This window comes from Variovorax sp. 20P10.2.4 (genome assembly GCF_058244205.1).
In genome coordinates this window covers 1-17,036 of record NZ_JBZAYE010000104.1, presented here as the reverse complement: position 1 = coordinate 17,036, position 17,036 = coordinate 1, and the positions used below count along the sequence as shown (strand labels likewise).

18 protein-coding genes are annotated in these 17,036 nt (G+C 69.6%); 10 read left to right on the top strand and 8 right to left on the bottom strand.

What is annotated here, in order from left to right; all coding sequences use genetic code 11:
- A partial coding sequence (locus tag AC27VN_RS12955) for a helix-turn-helix domain-containing protein (protein ID WP_490876793.1) occupies positions 1–184 on the bottom strand: 184 nt, incomplete at its 3' end.
- Positions 185–266: 82 nt separating this feature from the next.
- Here AC27VN_RS12955 and argC point away from each other — a divergent pair.
- Entirely contained in the window at positions 267–1,196 is a 930-nt protein-coding gene (gene argC, locus AC27VN_RS12950; protein WP_490876792.1) for an N-acetyl-gamma-glutamyl-phosphate reductase, read from the top strand.
- A 27-nt stretch (positions 1,197–1,223) separates the two neighbouring features.
- On the opposite strand, the gene AC27VN_RS12945 is transcribed toward argC, so the two are convergent.
- Positions 1,224–1,772 carry a PaaI family thioesterase gene (locus AC27VN_RS12945; protein ID WP_208513012.1) on the bottom strand — a complete coding sequence of 183 codons (549 nt, stop codon included), beginning with the start codon at positions 1,770–1,772 and terminating at the stop codon, positions 1,224–1,226.
- A 56-nt stretch (positions 1,773–1,828) separates the two neighbouring features.
- On the opposite strand from AC27VN_RS12945, the gene AC27VN_RS12940 reads away from it, so the two are divergent.
- The 4 genes from AC27VN_RS12940 to AC27VN_RS12925 all read left to right on the top strand — a co-directional run bounded on the left by AC27VN_RS12940 (position 1,829) and on the right by AC27VN_RS12925 (position 5,916).
- Positions 1,829–2,284 carry a MarR family winged helix-turn-helix transcriptional regulator gene (locus AC27VN_RS12940; RefSeq protein WP_093340068.1) on the top strand — a complete coding sequence of 152 codons (456 nt, stop codon included), beginning with the start codon at positions 1,829–1,831 and terminating at the stop codon, positions 2,282–2,284.
- Between the two features lie 111 nt (positions 2,285–2,395).
- Positions 2,396–3,730: an MFS transporter gene (locus tag AC27VN_RS12935; RefSeq protein WP_431509729.1), complete on the top strand. Its 1,335-nt coding sequence runs from the start codon at positions 2,396–2,398 to the stop codon at positions 3,728–3,730.
- 28 nt (positions 3,731–3,758) lie between these two features.
- Positions 3,759–5,174: an MATE family efflux transporter gene (locus AC27VN_RS12930; RefSeq protein ID WP_490876791.1), complete on the top strand. Its 1,416-nt coding sequence runs from the start codon at positions 3,759–3,761 to the stop codon at positions 5,172–5,174.
- Between the two features lie 34 nt (positions 5,175–5,208).
- Positions 5,209–5,916 (top strand): SDR family oxidoreductase, encoded by a 708-nt coding sequence (locus tag AC27VN_RS12925; protein WP_490876790.1) that lies wholly within the window; start codon positions 5,209–5,211, stop codon positions 5,914–5,916.
- A gap of 63 nt (positions 5,917–5,979) precedes the next feature.
- Here AC27VN_RS12925 and AC27VN_RS12920 read toward each other — a convergent pair whose 3' ends face one another.
- From AC27VN_RS12920 to AC27VN_RS12900, 5 genes are all read right to left on the bottom strand, one after another.
- A complete protein-coding gene (locus tag AC27VN_RS12920) occupies positions 5,980–6,294 on the bottom strand; it encodes a hypothetical protein (protein WP_203202122.1) in 315 nt (104 codons plus the stop codon).
- Positions 6,295–6,574: 280 nt separating this feature from the next.
- The gene (locus AC27VN_RS12915) at positions 6,575–7,312 is read right to left on the bottom strand and encodes an aldolase (RefSeq protein WP_296797521.1); all 738 of its coding nucleotides are present in this window, start codon (positions 7,310–7,312) and stop codon (positions 6,575–6,577) included.
- A 35-nt stretch (positions 7,313–7,347) separates the two neighbouring features.
- Positions 7,348–7,989 carry a 2-dehydro-3-deoxy-6-phosphogalactonate aldolase gene (locus AC27VN_RS12910; protein ID WP_490876789.1) on the bottom strand — a complete coding sequence of 214 codons (642 nt, stop codon included), beginning with the start codon at positions 7,987–7,989 and terminating at the stop codon, positions 7,348–7,350.
- Positions 7,986–8,897, bottom strand: a complete 912-nt coding sequence (locus AC27VN_RS12905; protein ID WP_490876788.1) for a 2-dehydro-3-deoxygalactonokinase — start codon at positions 8,895–8,897, stop codon at positions 7,986–7,988. The genes AC27VN_RS12910 and AC27VN_RS12905 overlap by 4 nt, the downstream gene beginning before the upstream one ends.
- A gap of 8 nt (positions 8,898–8,905) precedes the next feature.
- Positions 8,906–10,645 carry an IlvD/Edd family dehydratase gene (locus AC27VN_RS12900; protein ID WP_490876787.1) on the bottom strand — a complete coding sequence of 580 codons (1,740 nt, stop codon included), beginning with the start codon at positions 10,643–10,645 and terminating at the stop codon, positions 8,906–8,908.
- 171 nt (positions 10,646–10,816) lie between these two features.
- Here AC27VN_RS12900 and AC27VN_RS12895 point away from each other — a divergent pair, with 171 nt between their 5' ends.
- From AC27VN_RS12895 to AC27VN_RS12875, 5 genes are all read left to right on the top strand, one after another.
- The gene (locus AC27VN_RS12895; protein ID WP_203202117.1) at positions 10,817–11,566 is read left to right on the top strand and encodes a FadR/GntR family transcriptional regulator; all 750 of its coding nucleotides are present in this window, start codon (positions 10,817–10,819) and stop codon (positions 11,564–11,566) included.
- Positions 11,567–11,660: 94 nt separating this feature from the next.
- Positions 11,661–12,221 (top strand): TRAP transporter small permease, encoded by a 561-nt coding sequence (locus AC27VN_RS12890; RefSeq protein WP_490876786.1) that lies wholly within the window; start codon positions 11,661–11,663, stop codon positions 12,219–12,221.
- Positions 12,218–13,519 (top strand): TRAP transporter large permease, encoded by a 1,302-nt coding sequence (locus AC27VN_RS12885; RefSeq protein WP_490876785.1) that lies wholly within the window; start codon positions 12,218–12,220, stop codon positions 13,517–13,519. The genes AC27VN_RS12890 and AC27VN_RS12885 overlap by 4 nt, the downstream gene beginning before the upstream one ends.
- A 61-nt stretch (positions 13,520–13,580) precedes the next feature.
- The gene (locus tag AC27VN_RS12880) at positions 13,581–14,588 is read left to right on the top strand and encodes a TRAP transporter substrate-binding protein (protein ID WP_093340048.1); all 1,008 of its coding nucleotides are present in this window, start codon (positions 13,581–13,583) and stop codon (positions 14,586–14,588) included.
- A 65-nt stretch (positions 14,589–14,653) separates the two neighbouring features.
- Positions 14,654–15,850, top strand: a complete 1,197-nt coding sequence (locus AC27VN_RS12875) for a mandelate racemase/muconate lactonizing enzyme family protein (protein ID WP_093340046.1) — start codon at positions 14,654–14,656, stop codon at positions 15,848–15,850.
- Between the two features lie 18 nt (positions 15,851–15,868).
- Here AC27VN_RS12875 and AC27VN_RS12870 read toward each other — a convergent pair whose 3' ends face one another.
- The gene (locus tag AC27VN_RS12870; RefSeq protein ID WP_296781330.1) at positions 15,869–16,900 is read right to left on the bottom strand and encodes an endonuclease/exonuclease/phosphatase family protein; all 1,032 of its coding nucleotides are present in this window, start codon (positions 16,898–16,900) and stop codon (positions 15,869–15,871) included.
- Positions 16,901–17,036: the final 136 nt, after the last annotated feature.

Sequence of the window (17,036 nt, the reverse complement as noted above, 5' to 3'; positions counted from 1 at the left end):
CCGTCGGCTGCGCGGGCCCGCGCCCGCGAACCAGCAGCTGGCCGCCGAGGCGCGACTCCAGTTCCGCGATCTGCACGGTGACGGTGGGGGCCGCCAGGTGCAGCGCGCGCGCCGCATTGGCCAGCGACCCGAGGTCGGCGATGGCGACCAGGGTGCGCAGATGGTCGAGGCTCAGTTCCCGCATCGCGCTAATTTATCTTTTTTGAATCCGGGGTTCCATATATTTAGCTGGAGCCATCGCGGCCTCGTCCCTACGATCTCGCTCCATGGACCTCAACCTCTTCATCGACGGCGATCAGGGCACCACCGGCCTCGATCTGCAGAACCGGCTGCGCGGCGGGGAATTCCGCATCCGCACCTTGCCCACCCATCTGCGCAAGGACCCGGCCGCGCGTCGCGCCGCGCTCAACGAGGCCGACATCGCGATCCTGTGCCTGCCCGATGCCGCGGCGCGCGACGCGGTGGCGATGATCGAGAACCCGTCGGTGCGCGTCATCGATGCGAGCTCGGCGCATCGCACCAGCCCCGGCTGGGTCTACGGCTTGCCGGAGCTGGCTGCCGGGCAGGGCGAACGCATCGCCTCGGCATCGCGGGTCACGAATCCCGGCTGCTATCCCACGGCCGCGATCGCGCTGCTGCGGCCGCTGACGGACGCGGGTCTGCTGCCTGCCGACTATCCGCTGGTCATCCACGCCGTCTCGGGCTATTCGGGCCAGGGCAGGGCGGGCGCCGAAGCGCACGAGGCCGGGGCGGGCGCGCATTCATTGACGGTCTATGGGTTGGGGCTCGAACACAAGCACGTGCCGGAGATCGAGGCCTACGCCGGCCTGTCGCAGCGGCCCCTCTTCGTGCCGGCCTACGGCAGCTATCGGCAGGGGATCGTGCTGACGATCGGGTTGCATGCGCGGCTGCTTCCCGCCGGCGTGTCGGGTGCGCGCATCCATGAGTGTCTGGCCGAGCGCTATCTGGATGCGGCGCATGTGCGGGTGCTGCCGATGTCTGCCGATGCGCCTTCGACCGAGCTGGATCCGCAGATCCACAACGGCACGAACGACATGAGCCTGGCGGTGGCTTTCAACGAGCGCACGGGGCAGGTCGTGTTGAGCGCGGTGCTCGACAACCTGGGCAAGGGGGCCGCGGGGGCGGCGGTGCAGAACCTGCGGTTGATGGCCGGGGCGCTGGCGCCCGCCCTGTAGCGCCGGTGACCGCCCGGGCCCCGAAGCTCAGCGCCCCGCCGGAATCTCGAACACGAAGCAGGTCGTCGTGGCATGCGCATACAGCGTGCCATCGGCGCCCACCAGCCGCGCCTCCGCCGTCGCGAGCTGCCGCCCGCAGTGGATCACCTTGCCCTCGGCGCGCACGCGCTGCACCTTGGGCGTGAGGCCCTTCACGTAGTTCACGCCGAGTTCGGCCGTGGTGTAGCTGCGGCCGGGCGGCATCATGGTGTGGACCGAGCAGCCGAGCGCGGAGTCGAGCAGGGTGGCGACCCAGCCGCCGTGGATGGTGCCCAGCGGATTCAGGTGCTGCGGCAGCGGGGTGCCCTGGAAGATCGCGACGCCGGGGCTGATCGAGATGACGGTGAAGTCGAGCGTCTTGGCGATGGCGGCATAGGGGATGTCGCCGCGCAGCATGGCCTGCATGATCTCGAGGCCGGTCTTGCCGCTCACCTGCTCGGGGCGGGCCACGCCGGGGCCCGGGCCGGCTTCGAGCTTCGCGATGATGTCCCGCTCCTCGGCAAGCCAGGTCTCGAGCAGGTTCTGGGGTTCGGTCATGCGGTCATTCCTCCAATTGGTTGCATATGCAATAGTTGCAGCTACAATAATAGCCCATGGACGCCCCCACCAAGCCACGCGGCTGCACCAGTTTCAAGGTGCGCCAGCTCTCGCGCCGCCTCTCGCAGCACTATGACGCGGAGGTGTCGCGCAGCGGACTCAAGACCACGCAGTACTCGCTGCTGTCGCATCTGGCGCGGCTCGGTCCCTCGCGCCCGGTCGACCTGGCGGGCGAACTCAAGATGACGCCCTCGACGCTGAGCCGCAACCTGCAGCCGCTGATCGCCGCGGGCTGGATCGCGCAGGGCGCGGGCGCCGATGCGCGCAGCCGCCTGGTGCAGCTCACCGACAGCGGCGAGGCCAAGCGCCGCGAGGCGCTGGCCCACTGGAAGACGGCACAGCAGAAGCTCAATGCGCTGCTGGGCGTGGAGCGCGTGCTCGCGCTGCACCTGCTGATCGACGAATCGCTCGAGCTGCTCGGCGCGGACGACCAGGCCTGCGAGCTGGACTGACGCGCAGCCGCACCCGCTTCCCATTCTTCGCACTCCCCATTCGCCCGCAGGCCCCGCGGTCCAGGCCCCTCTTTTCTCCCATTCCTCCATTCCCATTCCTCCAGAGGTCCCATGTTCGCCACCCAAGTCTCCGCATGGCTGCAGCGCCGCGGCATCCACTACGGATGGATCGTCGCCGCCATCACCTTCCTGACCATGCTGACGATGTCGGCCGCGCTGGGCCTGCCCGGCGCGATGCTGCAGCCGCTCGGCAAGGAGTTCGGCTGGAGCACCGAGCAGATCTCGTCCTCGCTCGCGCTGCGCTTCGCGCTGTTCGGCCTGATGGGTCCGTTCGCCGCGGTGCTGATGGAGCGCTGGGGCCTGCGCGCGGTGATCTGCACCGGCCTCGCGCTGGTCGGCCTGGGCATGGCGCTGGTGACGATGGCCTCGCAGCTGTGGCAGCTGTTCGTGCTGTGGAGCCTGATGCTGGGCCTGGGCACCGGCATGACGGCGCTGGTGCTCGGCGCGGTCGTGGCCAACCGCTGGTTCGTGGCGCGCCGCGGGCTGGTGGTGGGCATGCTCACGGCGAGCTCGGCCACCGGCCAGCTCGCGTTCCTGCCGGTCGCGGCCTGGATGATCGAGCACTGGGGCTGGCGCTCGGCCATCGTGCCGATCGTGGTCGGCAGCCTGCTGATCGGCGTGCTGGCGCTGTGCCTGATGCGCAACCGGCCGTCCGACGTCGGCCTGCGTCCCTTCGGTGAAGCCCCCGATGCGCCGCAGGCACCGGCCGCGCCCGCCGCGGCGATCACCTTCGCCACGCCGTTCCGCGTGCTCAAGGAGGTCGCGACCAACCGCACCTTCCTGATCCTCGCCGCCACCTTCTTCATCTGCGGCCTGAGCACCAACGGCCTGGTGCAGACCCACTTCATCTCGCTGTGCGGCGACAACGGCATGGGCGCGGTGCCCGCGGCCTCGGTGCTCGCGATGATGGGCGCCTTCGACTTCGTGGGCACGATCCTCTCGGGCTGGCTGTCCGACCGCTACGACAACCGCAAGCTGCTCTTCTGGTATTACGGCCTGCGCGGGTTGTCGCTGTTCTGGCTGCCGCATTCGGAATTCACCATCTACGGCCTGGGCCTGTTCGCGATGTTCTACGGCCTCGACTGGATCGCGACCGTGCCGCCCACGGTCAAGCTCGCGGGCTCCACCTTCGGCCCGGCCAAGGTCGGCATGGTGTTCGGCTGGGTGTTCGCCGCGCATCAGCTCGGCGCCGCCACCGCGGCCTATGGCGCGGGCTTCGCGCGCACGCTGCTGCTGACCTACACCCCGGCGCTCTACGTCGCCGGCGCGGCCTGCCTGCTGGCGGCGCTGATGGTGATGGCGATCCGCCGCCCGGCGGCGCCCAAGGCTGGCGGCGCACCCGCCACGCCTTCCGCCGCGGGCCAGCCCGCCACGGCCCGCGCCTGATCGTCCCCACGCCACGGAGCCCCCGGCCATGACCGCTTCCGCCGCCGATCTCGATCCGCGCACCCGCCGCCTGCTCGAGGCGCCCATCGTTCCCACGCTGCTGAAGCTGGCCGCGCCCAACGTCCTCGTGATGGTGGCGCAGGCCTCGGTCGGCCTGATCGAGACCTACTTCGTCGGCAAGCTCGGCACCGACGCGCTGGCCGGCATGGCGCTGGTGTTCCCGATCGTGATGCTGATGCAGATGACCTCGAGCGGCGCCATGGGCGGCGGCATCTCCTCGGCCATCGCGCGCGCGCTCGGCGCGCGCCGCCGCGCCGATGCCGACTCGCTGGTGTGGCATGCGATCGTCATCGCGCTGGGCTTCGGCGTGCTGTTCTCGCTCGCGCTGCTGTTCGGTGGCCGCTGGCTCTACGGGATCATGGGCGGCAGCGGCCCGGCGCTCGAGGCGGCCCTGACCTATTCCAACTGGGTGTTCTCGGGCGCGGTGCTGGTGTGGCTGTTCAACTCGCTGTCGGCCATCCTGCGCGGCACCGGCAACATGGCGGTGCCGGCCAACGTCACGGTGGTGGGCGTGGTGTTCCTGATCCCCGCCTCGCCGCTGCTGATCTTCGGCTGGGGCCCGCTGCCGGGCATGGGCATCGCGGGCGGCGCGATGGCGCTGCTGCTCTATTACCTTCTGGGCTCGATCGCGCTGATCGTCTACCTGCGCTCGCCGCGCAGCCTGCTCAAGCCCGCGCTGGCGGCGCTCAAGCTGCGCTGGCCCTTCTTCCGCGACATCCTGCGCGTGGGCCTCGTGGGCACGGTGTCGACCGTGGCCACCAACCTGTCGATCGGCATCGCGACCGCGCTCACCGGCCACTTCGGTCCCGAGGCCCTGGCCGGCTACGGCACGGCCTCGCGGCTCGAGTACCTGCTGGTGCCGCTGGTGTTCGGCCTGGGCGCGCCGCTGGTCGCGATGGTCGGCACCTGCATGGGCGCGGGCCAGCGCGAGCGCGCGCTGCGCGCCACCTGGATCGGCGCCGCGCTGGCCTTCACGCTGGCCGAGACCATCGGCCTGCTGGCGGCGTTCTTCCCACGGCCGTGGCTGATGCTGTTCGGCCACGACACCGCGATGCTCGACACCGGCATCCACTACCTGCGCGTGGTGGGTCCGCTCTATGGTTTCTTCGGCGTCGGCCTGGTGCTGTACTTCGCCTCGCAGGGCGCGGGCCGGCTGCTGTGGCCGGTGATCGGCAACCTCGCGCGGCTGGCCGTGGCGGGCATCGGCGGCTGGCTGGCGCTGCGCTGGGGCGCGGGGCTCACGGGCGTGTTCGCGGCCCAGGGCATCGCCCTCGTGGTCTACGGCCTGGTCATCGGCTCGGCGATCGCGGGTGGCGCCTGGTTCGGCCGCGTCGGCTGGCCGCGCACCACCAGCGGGCTGCTGCGGCGCATGGCGCAGGCCTGAAGCGTTTTTCTCGTCCAACTTCGAAAGGGCTCCCATGAACATCAAGGATTCGGTCGTCTTCATCACCGGCGCCAACCGCGGCCTGGGGCTCGCCTTCGCCAAGGCCGCGCTCGCGGCCGGTGCGCGCAAGGTCTACGGCGCCGCGCGCGACCCCCAGACCATCACCTTGGCCGGGGTGGTGCCGGTGGCGCTCGACGTGACCCAGCCGGCGCAGATCGAGGCCGCGGTGCGCGCCTGCGGCGACGTGTCGGTGCTGGTCAACAACGCCGGCATCTCGCGCGGCTCGAACCTGCTCGGGCCCGACTCGGTGGCGGCCGCGCGCGCCGAGCTCGAAACCAACTTCTTCGGCCCCTGGGCGCTGTCGCGCGCCTTCGCGCCGGTGCTGGCGGCCAACGGCGGCGGCGCCATCGTCAACGTGCTGTCGGCGCTGGCCTGGACCACCTTCCCGAGCGTGGCGACCTACAGCGCGACCAAGTCCGCGGCCTGGTCGCTGAGCAACGGCCTGCGCAACGAGCTCGCGGGCCAGGGCACGCAGGTGGTCAGCGTGCACGTGGGCTACATGGACACCGACATGGCGGCGCACGTCGATGCGCCGAAGACCTCGCCCGACGAGGTGGCGCGGCTGGCCTACGAGGGCGTGGAGCAGGGCCTGCCCGAGGTGCTGGCCGATGCGATCTCGCGCGGGCTCAAGCAGGGTTTCTCGAGCGACACGCCGCCTTACGCGCAGGTGCCCGCGGCCTGAATGCGGCGGCCATGAAAAAGCCGGGCGCGAGGCCCGGCTTTTTCGTTTCTGGAGACGACCGCGTCAGTAGCGGTACGGATTGTTGGGCCGGCGGTCGTAGCGGTTCGGCACGCCGTCGCGGTCGTTGTCGTGGCGCCCGTAGCGGCGGCCTTCGTAGCGGTCATGGCGGTAGTAGCGGTCGCCGCGGTGGTAGCCCGGGTGGTAGTGGGGCGGCGGCGGGGGCGCGTAGTAGCGGCGGTCGTAGTGGCGATGCGGCGGCGCCGGGGTCACGTAGACCTGGGCCTGGATGAAGGGGCCGCTCTGCGCCTGGGCCGGAGCGCTGATCGCCGCCAGCGAGAGAAGGGCCGCGGCGCCGAATGCGTAGGTGAGCTTTTTCATGGCAACTCCAGGGGAGTGGTTGTTGATGGGTGTCATCCTCCCGCGTTCATGTCAACGCTGTGTAAGGCGCGGGCGAAATCCGATGAAGCGCTGTAACGCCGGGGCGTAGGACTTCGCTCACGGCGACCGGGCGGATTCTGCCCGCGCGAATGCCGCGTCCAGCGCAAGACGTAACGCGCCGCGGCCACCGCCGCAAGGCAATTGAAAGCACGGGAAACGCCTCGACACAAAGAGGCCGCCGCTGTCGCCGCACGGCGACAGGAACGCGGTGCGAACAGGCTCAGCCGCGCGGCGCGGGCAGCATGCGCCGCAGCGCTTCGAAGAACAGGTCGGACTGCTCGCGCTCGCCCTGGATCTGCGCCGCCACGCGCGCGGCCAGTTCGCGGTTCACGGGTGCCAGCGGGCGGCCCGTCGACTGCGCGATCACCTGGTGCAGGCAGGCGCGCTCGAGGTAGTAGAGATCGTCGTAGGCATGGGCGATGGTGGCGCCCGCCACGATCACGCCGTGGTTCGCGAGGAAGGCCACGTCCTTGCCCGCCATCGCGCGCGCGATGCGCTCGCCCTCGGCATCGTCGAGCGCCAGGCCGTTGTATTCGCGGTCGACGGCGATGCGGTCGATGTAGCGCATCGCGTTCTGGCTCGCGGTCGGATCGAGCGCGCGGTCGACCGTGATGGTGAGCGCGGTGGCATAGGGCATGTGGCAGTGCAGCACCACCGCATGGCCCGCGATGCGGTGCACCGCGCCGTGGATGAAGAGCGCGGTGGGCTCCACGCGATGGCGGCCCGCGAGCACCTCGCCGTGCACGTCGATCAGCACGATGTCGTCGGCGCCGATCTCGCTCCAGTGCAGGCCGCGCGGGTTGATCAGGTAGCGGTCCTGCCGGCCCGGCAGCATCACGCTGAAGTGGTTGCACACCCCTTCCGACAGCCCGTGGTGGGCGGCGGCGCGCAGCGCGAGCGCGAGGTCTTCGCGCAGCTGGCGCACTTCGGGGCTGGCGTAGTCGGCATCGGCGGACATCGTGATCCTCTGGTGTTCTGCGTGGGGAAATCGAATCAGGCGCGCGTCGTGCCGGTGTAGGCGGCGACGAAGCGCTGCGCATCGTCGCGCACGGCCTGCGCGCTCTTGCCGGGCTTGAACAGCGCCGAGCCGATGCCGAAGCCGGCGGCGCCGGCCTCGCGCCATTCGTTCATGTTCGAGGGCGTGATGCCGCCCACGGGCATCAGCGCCGTGCCGCGCGGCAGCACGGCCAGCAGCGCCTTCACCACCGCGGGCGAGGCCAGCTCGGCCGGGAACAGCTTGAGCCCGGTGGCGCCCGCGGCGAGCGCGCCGAAGGCCTCGGTCGGCGTCATCACGCCGGGCAGGCAGACCAGGCCCAGGCGGGCGGCCTCGCGCACCACCGCGGCATCGAAATTCGGCGACACGATCAGTTCGCCGCCGGCGGCCTGCACCTCGCGCACCTGTTGCGCATCGAGCACCGTGCCGGCACCGACCAGTGCCTGCGGGAAGCGCGCGCGCAGCCGCGCGATGCTGTCGAGCGGCTGCGGCGAATTGAGCGGCACCTCGAGCAGCTGGAAGCCGGGCTCGACGATGGCGTCGCCGACGGCATCGGCTTCATGCGGCTCGAGCCCGCGCAGGATGGCCACCAGCGGCAAGGTGCGCAGGGCGGCGTCGAATTTGTCGAAGGGCGTGGTCATGATGGGGTGGCGGAGGAATCGAGGAAGCCGGACAGCGCATGCAGCCCGGCCCAGGTGGCTTCGGCGCCCAGCGAGCGCGTGGCCGTGCCGCTGGCGCGCAGCGCGAGCGCATAGCGCTGGGTGAGGGCGGGCGAGCCGATCAGCACCACCTCGCCCGCGGCCTGCAGCGACTGGGTGCGCAGCTCCTCGCCGATCAGCAGGCCCGAGAGATAGCTCGCGAGCTCGGCGCGCGGCATGCGATCGAACAGCGCCAGCGTGCGCGCGCCGAAGGCGTTGTGCAGCAGGCCCTGGCCGTTGTCGGCACGGGTCACGCCCTCGACGAAGGCGGCCTCGTCGAGCGGCGCCGACGCATCGAGCGTGCGCGAAAGAATCGAGTGCTGGCTCAGCAGCGCATAGAACTCGCCGGTCATGAAGGTGCGGAAACCGGTCACGCGGCCCTTCTTCACCATGGCCCACTTGTTGTGCGTGCCCGGCAGCACGAACAGGCCCTCGTCGCGCCCCAGCAGCGACAGCGCGCCGAAGATCTGCACCTCCTCGCCGCGCATCACGTCGGGCACGCCGTCGTGCTCGTCGCGCAGGCCCGGCACCATCGCGATGCGCCGGCCGGGAATGGCGTCGATGGCGATGATGCTGCGGCCGACCTCGACGCGGCCCGCGGGGCAGGCGCAGTAGGGCGCCTCGACCCAGCCCTGCTTGCTGCCGGCCATGCCCGAGATCAGGCAGCGCGCGCCGCTCTCGCGCATCCAGTCGCCGAACAGCTGCTCGAACACCGCGGGGAATCCGCCCGCCGGCACCGCGAGGATGCCGCGCGCGTCGCTGCGCTCCTCGCGCACCGTGCCGTCGGCCGCGATCAGCGCGCCGCGCAGCGAGCTCGTGCCCCAGTCGACCGCGACCAGCGGACCCGTCATCGCCGCCATCAGTGGTTGTCGCGTGGCACGAAGGCACCGCGGCGGCCGCGCAGGAACGAGAGGTCGGCGCCTTCGTCGGCCTGCAGCACGGTGTCGACGTAGAGCTTCCAGTAGCCCGAATCGAGCGGTGCCTTCGGCGCGACCCAGGCGGCGCGCCGGCGCGCCAGTTCCTCGTCGCTCACGTGCAGGTGCAGCTTGCGGTTCGGCACGTCGAGCTCGACGATGTCGCCGTCCTGTACCAGTGCCAGCGGACCGCCGGCCGCCGCCTCGGGCGCGGTGTGCAGCACCACGGTGCCGTAGGCGGTGCCGCTCATGCGCGCGTCGCTGATGCGGACCATGTCGGTGATGCCCTTGCGCAGCACCTTGGGCGGCAGCGGCATGTTGCCGGCCTCGGCCATGCCGGGGTAGCCCTTGGGGCCGCAGTTCTTGAGCACCATCACGCAGTGCTCGTCGATGTCGAGGTTCTCGTCGTCGATGCGGCGGTGCAGGTCGTCGGCGCTCTCGAACACCACCGCGCGGCCCTTGTGCACCAGCAGTTCGGGCGTGGCCGCGCTGGGCTTGATGATCGCGCCGTTGGGCGCGAGGTTGCCGCGCAGCACGCAGATGCCGGCCTTGTCCTTGAAGGGCTCGGCCTGGGTGCGGATCACCTGCGGGTTGTAGTTCTCGGCGTCCTTCACGTTCTCCCACACGCTGCGGCCGGTGACGGTGAGGATGTCCTTGTGCAGGTGGTCGGCGATCTCCTTGATCACCACCGGCAGGCCGCCGGCATAGCAGAAGTCCTCCATCAGGAACTGGCCCGAGGGTTGCAGGTTCAGGATGCAGGGCAGCTCGGAGGCCAGGCGGTCGAAGTCGTCGAGCGTGAGCTCGACGCCGATGCGCCCGGCGATCGCCAGCAGGTGGATCACGAAGTTGGTCGAGCCGCCGATCGCGGCGTTGACCTTGATCGCGTTCTCGATCGCCTGGCGCGTGAGGATCTTCGACATGTTCAGGTCTTCGTGGACCATGCCGACGATGCGCCGGCCTGCTTCGCGCGCGAGCACGTTGCGGCGGCCGTCGACGGCCGGGTAGGCCGCGTTGCCCGGCAGGCCGATGCCCAGCGACTCGACCATGCTGGCCATGGTGCTAGCGGTGCCCATCGTCATGCAGTGGCCGTGGCTGCGGTGCATGCAACTCTCGGCCTCGAAGAAGTCCTGCAGCTTGAGCGTGCCGGCGCGCACCTGCTCGCTCATCTGCCACACGCCGGTGCCCGAGCCCAGCTCCTGGCCGCGCCACTTGCCCGACAGCATCGGGCCGCCCGACACGCCGATGGTCGGCAGGTTGACGCTGGCCGCGCCCATCATCAGCGCGGGCGTGGTCTTGTCGCAGCCCATGAGCAGCACCACGCCGTCGAGCGGATTGCCGCGGATGCTTTCCTCCACGTCCATGCTCGCGAGGTTGCGATAGAGCATGGCGGTGGGGCGCAGCAAGGTCTCGCCGAGCGACATCACGGGGAACTCGAGCGGGAAGCCGCCGGCCTCGTAGACGCCGATCTTCACCTGCTCCGCGAGCGTGCGGAAGTGCGAGTTGCAGGGCGTGAGTTCGCTGAAGGTGTTGCAGATGCCGATGACCGGGCGGCCGTCGAACTGGTCGTGCGGCACGCCCTTGCCCTTCATCCAGCTTCGGTAGATGAAGCCGTCGCGGTCGTGTCGTCCGAACCACTGCTGGCTGCGCAGCTCTTCGGGATTCTTCTTCTTGGGAGGGGTGCTCATCGAGGGTGTCTCCGGTTGCGGGAAGGCGCCGCGGGGTCAGGGTTTGTCCTGCCGAACCGCATTTTCAATCATCATATGATAAGCGCGCTGTCCTGGCGGGGCGCTCAGGGTTTCCGAGCGAGCGGGGCGCGCCGGGCGGCCTTGGCCGCGTCGCACAACCAACGGCTTCGCATGATCAAGAACGTCCACGGCAACACGGTCGATCGGCTCGGCAGCGACATCGTCGCGGGCCGCTACGCACCCGGCGCCGCGATCCCGCCCGAGCCGATCCTGTGCGAGGAACTCGGCGTGAGCCGCACCGTGGTGCGCGAATCCATCAAGTCGCTGATCGCCAAGGGCCTGGTCACCACCGGCCCCAAGGTCGGCACGCGCGTGCAGCCGCCCGACCAGTGGAACTGGTTCGATGCCGACGTCATCGTGTGGCAGACGCAGGCCGGCCTGTCGATCGAATTCCTGCGCGACCTGCAGGACCTGCGCCGCGTGGTCGAGCCGGCCGCGGTGGCGCTGGCCGCCTCGCGCGCCACGCCCGAGGACATCGCCGACATGGAGGAGGCCTACGCCGGCATGAAGCAGGCCATCGAGTTCGGCGGCGACTACATCACGCCCGACCTGCGCTTCCACCAGGGGCTGATCCGCTCCAGCCACAACCGCATGCTGGTGCAGATGAGCCGCGCGCTCGGCGCGCTGCTGCGCACCAGTTTCGAGATCTCGACCACGCGCAAGAACGGTCCCGCGAGCTCGCTGCCGCTGCACCGCGCGGTGCTCGACGCGGTGATCGCGCGCAACCCGGCACGCGCCGAGAAGGCGGTGCTGGTGCTGATCGACGGCGCGCGCCAGGACATCGAGACCGTGCTGGCCTCGCGCCGCAAGATCCCGCGCATCAGCCGACCCGCGACCCAGCTCAAGGCCTTCGCGCTCTAGCAGGCGAAGGCGACGAGGCGGCAGGAGGCCGCGCGCGCAGCCGCGCAACGACGGAACAAGCGAACAACAACACAAGGGCAACAGGAGACATCGAATGAAGAGGTTGATCGACGGATTCTTCCGGGTGCTGGAATTCCTCGTGGTCGCATGCATGGTGGCGATGGTCGTCATGGTGTTCGGCAACGTGGTGCTGCGCTATGGCTTCAACTCGGGCATCACGGTGTCCGACGAGATGTCGCGCTACTGCTTCATCTGGCTCACCTACATCGGCGCCATGGTCGCGATGCGCGACGGCGCGCACCTCGGCGTCGACACGCTGATCCGCCGCCTTCCGCGGCTGGGCAAGACCATCTGCTTCGTGCTCAACCAGCTGCTCATGCTGTTCTGCAACGTGCTGTTCTTCATGGGCACCTTCGAGATGCACGAGCTGCAGCGCACCAACGTCTCGCCGGTGGTCGGCATCTCGATGATCTGGGTCTACGGCATCGGCTACGTGGTGTCGGTGGTGATGGGCATCATCAACCTCAACAAGCTGTGGCGCCTGGCCACCGGCCGCGTCTCCGACGAGGAGCTGGTGCAGGTGATGGAGTCGGAGGACGTGGCGCACGAGCCCGCCCCCGCTACCGCTTCGGGCACCGCGGGAGGTGCGCGATGACGGTCACGGTCTTCATCGTCTCGCTGCTCGCCGCCATGGCGATCGGCATGCCGATCGCCTATGCGCTGCTGGTCTGCGGCGTCTCGCTCATGGGCTGGCTGGCCTACACCGGCGGCCTGCCGGCCTTCGACAGCCAGATCATCGCGCAGCGCTTCGTCGACGGCGCCGACAACTTCCCGCTGCTGGCCGTGCCCTTCTTCCTGCTGGCCGGCGAATTCATGACGGCGGGCGGGCTGAGCCGGCGCATCGTCGACATGGCGATGGCCTGGGTCGGCCATTTCCGCGGCGGCCTGGGCTACGTGGCGGTGGTGGCCGCGATCATCATGGCCTCGATCTCGGGCTCGGCCGTGGCCGACACGGCGGCGCTCGCGGCGCTGCTGATCCCGATGATGAACCGCGCGGGCTACGACACCAACCGCTCGGCCGGCCTGATCGCCGCGGGCGGCATCATCGCGCCGGTGATCCCGCCGTCGATCGGCTTCATCGTCTTCGGCGTGGCGGGCAACGTCTCGATCACCAAGCTCTTTCTCGCCGGCATCGTGCCGGGCATCCTGATGGGCGCGGCCATCGGCATCGCCTGGTGGATCGTGGCGCGCCGCGACAAGGTGCAGGCCGCGCCGCGCGTGCCCTTCGGCGAGCGGCTGGCGATCACCGCGCGCGGCAGCCTCGCGCTCGCGCTGCCGGTGGTGATCATCGGCGGCATGAAGTTCGGCATCTTCACGCCGACCGAGGCGGCCGTGGTGGCGGCGGTGTACTCGTTCGTGGTCGGCATGTTCGTCTACGGCGAGCTCAAGGTCTCGATGCTCTACCGCCTCACGCTGGCGGCCGGCAAGACCACCGCGGTCGTGATGTTCCTGGTGGCCGCGGCCATGGTCAGCGCCTGGCTCATCACGGTGGCCGACATCCCGGGCGAGGTCACGCGGATGCTCGAGCCCTTCATGGGCAACAAGACGCTGCTGATGCTGATGATGATGGTGCTCATCGTGATCGTGGGCACCGCGCTCGACTTCACGCCCACCGTGCTGATCCTCACGCCGGTGCTGATGCCGGTGGTGCTCAAGGCCGGCATCGACCCGGTGTACTTCGGCGTGCTATTCATCATGAACAACGCCATCGGCCTGATCACGCCCCCGGTGGGCACCGTGCTCAACGTGGTGTGCGGCGTGGCGCGCATCACCATGGACGATGCCTTCAAGGGCGTGATGCCCTTCCTGATCGCGCAGCTCATCGTGCTGTTCGCGCTGGTGTTCTTCCCGCAGATCGTCACCGTGCCGCTGTCGTGGTGGCTGGCGCGCTGAGGGCGTTTCGCAGAGTTTCCCGTCCGTTCGTTCATCACCCAAGAAGTAGGAGACACAGACCATGATCCAGCGCAGAACCCTCATGGCGGCAGCGACCGCCGCGGCCCTGATGGCGGCCACGCCGGCCTTCGCCCAGTTCGCCGAACGCACCATCAAGTTCACCAACGGCGTGAACGAGGACCACCCGGTGGGCCTGGGCGTGAAGAAGATGCAGGAGGTGCTGGCGGCCAAGACCGGCGGCAAGATGAAGATCGTCGCCTTCTGGGGCGGCGCGGCCGGCGGCGACCTGCCGGCCACGCAGGCGCTGCGCGCGGGCACGCAGGAGATGGTGTGCACCTCGTCCTCGCCGCTGGTGGGCATCGTGAAGGAACTCGGCGTGTTCGACCTGCCGTTCCTGTTCAACAACGAGAAGGAAGCCGACGCGGTGCTCGACGGCCCGGCCGGCGAGTACTTCAACAAGAAGCTCGAGGCCGCGGGGCTGGTGAACCTGGCCTACTGGGAGAACGGCTTCCGCAACCTCACCAACAGCAAGCGGCCGGTGGCCAAGGTCGAGGACCTCGAGGGCATCAAGGTGCGCGTGATGCAGAACAACATCTTCCTCGACTCGTTCAAGACGCTGGGCACCAACGCCGTGCCGATGGCCTTCGGCGAGATCTTCACCGCGCTCGAGACGCGCACCATCGACGGCCAGGAGAACCCCTTCGTGACCATCGAGACCTCGAAGTTCAGCGAGGTGCAGAAGTACCTGAGCGTGACGCGCCATGCCTACACGCCGTTCCTCGTGCTCTACAGCAAGAAGCTCTGGGACCAGCTCAAGCCCGAGGAGCAGGCGGTGCTGCGCGAGGCCGCGGTCGAGGGCCAGAAGGTGGAGCGCGCCGCCAATCGCGCGCTCAACGAGAAGTCGCTCGCGAGCCTCAAGAAGACGATGACGGTCAACGAGGTCTCGCCGGCCGAGCAGAAGCGCATGCTCGACAAGGTGAAGCCGGTGTACGACAAGAACGTGCCGGCCATCGGCCCCGAGGCCGTCAACGTGGTGATGGATGCGCTGAAGAAGGCGCGCGGCGGCTGAGCCTTCCGCGGGCCGGCGGCGCTCGAGAGCGCGCCGGCCGTTCAGTCACCGCATCCCGAACCGCCATGAAGATCACGCAGCTCGAAACCATCCGCCTCGGCGAATTCCCCAACATCCTCTGGGTGCGCCTGCACACCGACGAAGGCCTGGTCGGCCTCGGCGAGACCTTCATGGGCGCCGAAGCGGTCGAGGCCTACCTGCACGAGTGGGGCGCCCACAAGCTGCTGGGCACCGACCCGCTGGCGATCGAGGCGCGCAACCGCGACCTCACGGGCTACCTGGGCTGGCGCGGGTCGGGCGTGGAGACGCGCGGCAACTCGGCCGTGGACATCGCGTTGTGGGACCTGTTCGGCAAGGCCGCGAACATGCCGGTGCACACCGCGCTCGGCGGCAAGAGCCGCGACGCGATCCGCATCTACAACACCTGCGCGGGCTACCAGTACATCCGCAGCGCCGCCAACCAGACCAGCTCCAACTGGGGCATCGGCAACGCGGCCGGCCCCTACGAGGACCTGCAGGGCTTCCTGCACCATGCCGACGAGCTGGCCGAGTCGCTGCTGTCGGAGGGCATCACGGCGATGAAGATCTGGCCCTTCGATCCGGCGGCCGAGCGCAGCCATGGCCAGTACATCAGCAACGCCGACCTCGATGCGGCGCTCGAGCCGTTCCGCAAGATCCGCGGCGCGGTCGGCAAGCGCATGGACATCATGGTCGAGTTCCACAGCCTCTGGCGGCTGCCGATGGCGCAGAAGATCGCGCGCGCGCTGCAGGAGTTCGACACCTTCTGGCACGAGGACGCGATCCGCATGGACAGCCTCGACCTGCTCAGGCAGTACGCGGTCGACTGCAAGGCGCTGGTCTGCGCCAGCGAGACGCTGAGCTACAAGTGGGGCTTCAAGGACTACCTGCAGACCGGCGTGGCCGGCGTCGCGATGCTCGACCTGAGCTGGTGCGGCGGCCTCACCGAGGCGCGCAAGATCGCGGCCATGGCCGATGCCTGGCAGCTGCCGGTGGCGCCGCACGACTGCACCGGCCCGGTGGTGTGGGCCGCGTCGACGCACCTGAGCCTGCATGCGCCCAATGCGCTGATCCAGGAGAGCGTGCGCGCCTTCTTCACGGGCTGGTACCAGGGCCTGGTGACCGAGCTGCCGAAGGTCGAGAACGGGATGATCAGCCTCAACGACAAGCCGGGGCTGGGGCTCGAGCTGCTGCCCGACCTGCACAAGCGCGCCGATGCGATGGTGCGGATCTCGAAGGCCTGAGCGGGCGCGCCTTCGTCTTCAGTCGGTGCGCAGCCGCAGCAGCGCGCGCACGAAGCCGTGGTCCGAGCGCGAGCGGTCGCGCCCTTCGTGCAGGTGGTCGTTGAAGTAGTCCACGCGCCGCACGTCGCCCAGGCTGTGGCGGCTGCCCGCGATGAACTCCTCGCTCACCAGGATCTGGTCGAGCACTTCCGGGTAGCCCTGGTGCACGTGCGAATAGGCCACGTCCTTCTTGAGCGCGGCCTCGCCCTGCATCTCGTAGGCATTGAACAGTGCCACGTCGCGCGCTGCCTTGTCGTAGGCCACCTCGGAAGTGGCGGCCACGAGCTGGGTGGTCACGCTGTGCGGGTTGTCGTTGAAGTCGCCCATCACCACCAGCGGCACGTTGGTGCCCTGCAGCAGGTCGATCACGATGCAGCGCAGGGCCGCGGCCTCGGCGCCGCGCATCAGCAGCGAGCGCAGCGAGGCCATCGCGCCCACCTTGCGGTCGTCGCGGTCCTCGAGGTGGTTGCCCTGCGCGTCCTGCAGGAACTTGGGCCGCTTCGACTTCAGGTGCACCGTCAGCACGTGAACCGCCTGGCCGTGCTTCATGCGCAGCGTGGCCAGCAGCGGCGGCCGCTCGAAGCGGGTGTGCGGTCCGAGGCCCGGCACCTCGACGCCGAAGCCCGGCGGGAAATCGACGAAGGACTGGATGCGGTCGACCTTGAGCCGCGTGGCGATGCCCACGCGCGGCGTGCCCTGCGCGCCGGGGCGCGGCGGCAGGCCGGGCTGCGCGGGCGTGTTCTCGGCACCGGGCACGGCCACGAAGTCGTAGCGCAGGCCGCTGCGGTGGAGGGCGGCCTTCAGCGCCGCCTCGTCCCAGACCTCCTGCACCGCGAGCACGTCGGCATTGAGCGCATGGAAGCGCTCGCCGAGCCAGTCGATCTTGCGTTCGTACTCGCGCTCGTTGTAGGCGTCCTGGTTCTCGTAGTACACGCGGTGCGGGTTCGCGAGATTGAGCAGATTGCAGGTGGCCACGAAGAGGGTGGCGAAGTTCGGCGGGATGTACTGCATGGCGACGATTGTGTCCGGAAGGTGTTCCGGCGCCATGCAGACATGAAAAAGGGCGCCGAAGCGCCCTCTGTTCTGTCTGCGTCGTGCCTCAGCGGCCGAACGAACGGCCACCGCCGCCGCCCGAGCGGCCACCACC

What these genes read in the sequence shown, in the direction of transcription:
- argC (WP_490876792.1), top strand. Translation starts at nt 267, where the DNA reads ATGGACCTCAACCTCTTCATCGACGGCGATCAGGGCACCACCGGCCTC.
- AC27VN_RS12945 (WP_208513012.1), bottom strand. Translation starts at nt 1,772, where the DNA reads ATGACCGAACCCCAGAACCTGCTCGAGACCTGGCTTGCCGAGGAGCGG.
- AC27VN_RS12940 (WP_093340068.1), top strand. Translation starts at nt 1,829, where the DNA reads ATGGACGCCCCCACCAAGCCACGCGGCTGCACCAGTTTCAAGGTGCGC.
- AC27VN_RS12935 (WP_431509729.1), top strand. Translation starts at nt 2,396, where the DNA reads ATGTTCGCCACCCAAGTCTCCGCATGGCTGCAGCGCCGCGGCATCCAC.
- AC27VN_RS12930 (WP_490876791.1), top strand. Translation starts at nt 3,759, where the DNA reads ATGACCGCTTCCGCCGCCGATCTCGATCCGCGCACCCGCCGCCTGCTC.
- AC27VN_RS12925 (WP_490876790.1), top strand. Translation starts at nt 5,209, where the DNA reads ATGAACATCAAGGATTCGGTCGTCTTCATCACCGGCGCCAACCGCGGC.
- AC27VN_RS12920 (WP_203202122.1), bottom strand. Translation starts at nt 6,294, where the DNA reads ATGAAAAAGCTCACCTACGCATTCGGCGCCGCGGCCCTTCTCTCGCTG.
- AC27VN_RS12915 (WP_296797521.1), bottom strand. Translation starts at nt 7,312, where the DNA reads ATGTCCGCCGATGCCGACTACGCCAGCCCCGAAGTGCGCCAGCTGCGC.
- AC27VN_RS12910 (WP_490876789.1), bottom strand. Translation starts at nt 7,989, where the DNA reads ATGACCACGCCCTTCGACAAATTCGACGCCGCCCTGCGCACCTTGCCG.
- AC27VN_RS12905 (WP_490876788.1), bottom strand. Translation starts at nt 8,897, where the DNA reads ATGACGGGTCCGCTGGTCGCGGTCGACTGGGGCACGAGCTCGCTGCGC.
- AC27VN_RS12900 (WP_490876787.1), bottom strand. Translation starts at nt 10,645, where the DNA reads ATGAGCACCCCTCCCAAGAAGAAGAATCCCGAAGAGCTGCGCAGCCAG.
- AC27VN_RS12895 (WP_203202117.1), top strand. Translation starts at nt 10,817, where the DNA reads ATGATCAAGAACGTCCACGGCAACACGGTCGATCGGCTCGGCAGCGAC.
- AC27VN_RS12890 (WP_490876786.1), top strand. Translation starts at nt 11,661, where the DNA reads ATGAAGAGGTTGATCGACGGATTCTTCCGGGTGCTGGAATTCCTCGTG.
- AC27VN_RS12885 (WP_490876785.1), top strand. Translation starts at nt 12,218, where the DNA reads ATGACGGTCACGGTCTTCATCGTCTCGCTGCTCGCCGCCATGGCGATC.
- AC27VN_RS12880 (WP_093340048.1), top strand. Translation starts at nt 13,581, where the DNA reads ATGATCCAGCGCAGAACCCTCATGGCGGCAGCGACCGCCGCGGCCCTG.
- AC27VN_RS12875 (WP_093340046.1), top strand. Translation starts at nt 14,654, where the DNA reads ATGAAGATCACGCAGCTCGAAACCATCCGCCTCGGCGAATTCCCCAAC.
- AC27VN_RS12870 (WP_296781330.1), bottom strand. Translation starts at nt 16,900, where the DNA reads ATGCAGTACATCCCGCCGAACTTCGCCACCCTCTTCGTGGCCACCTGC.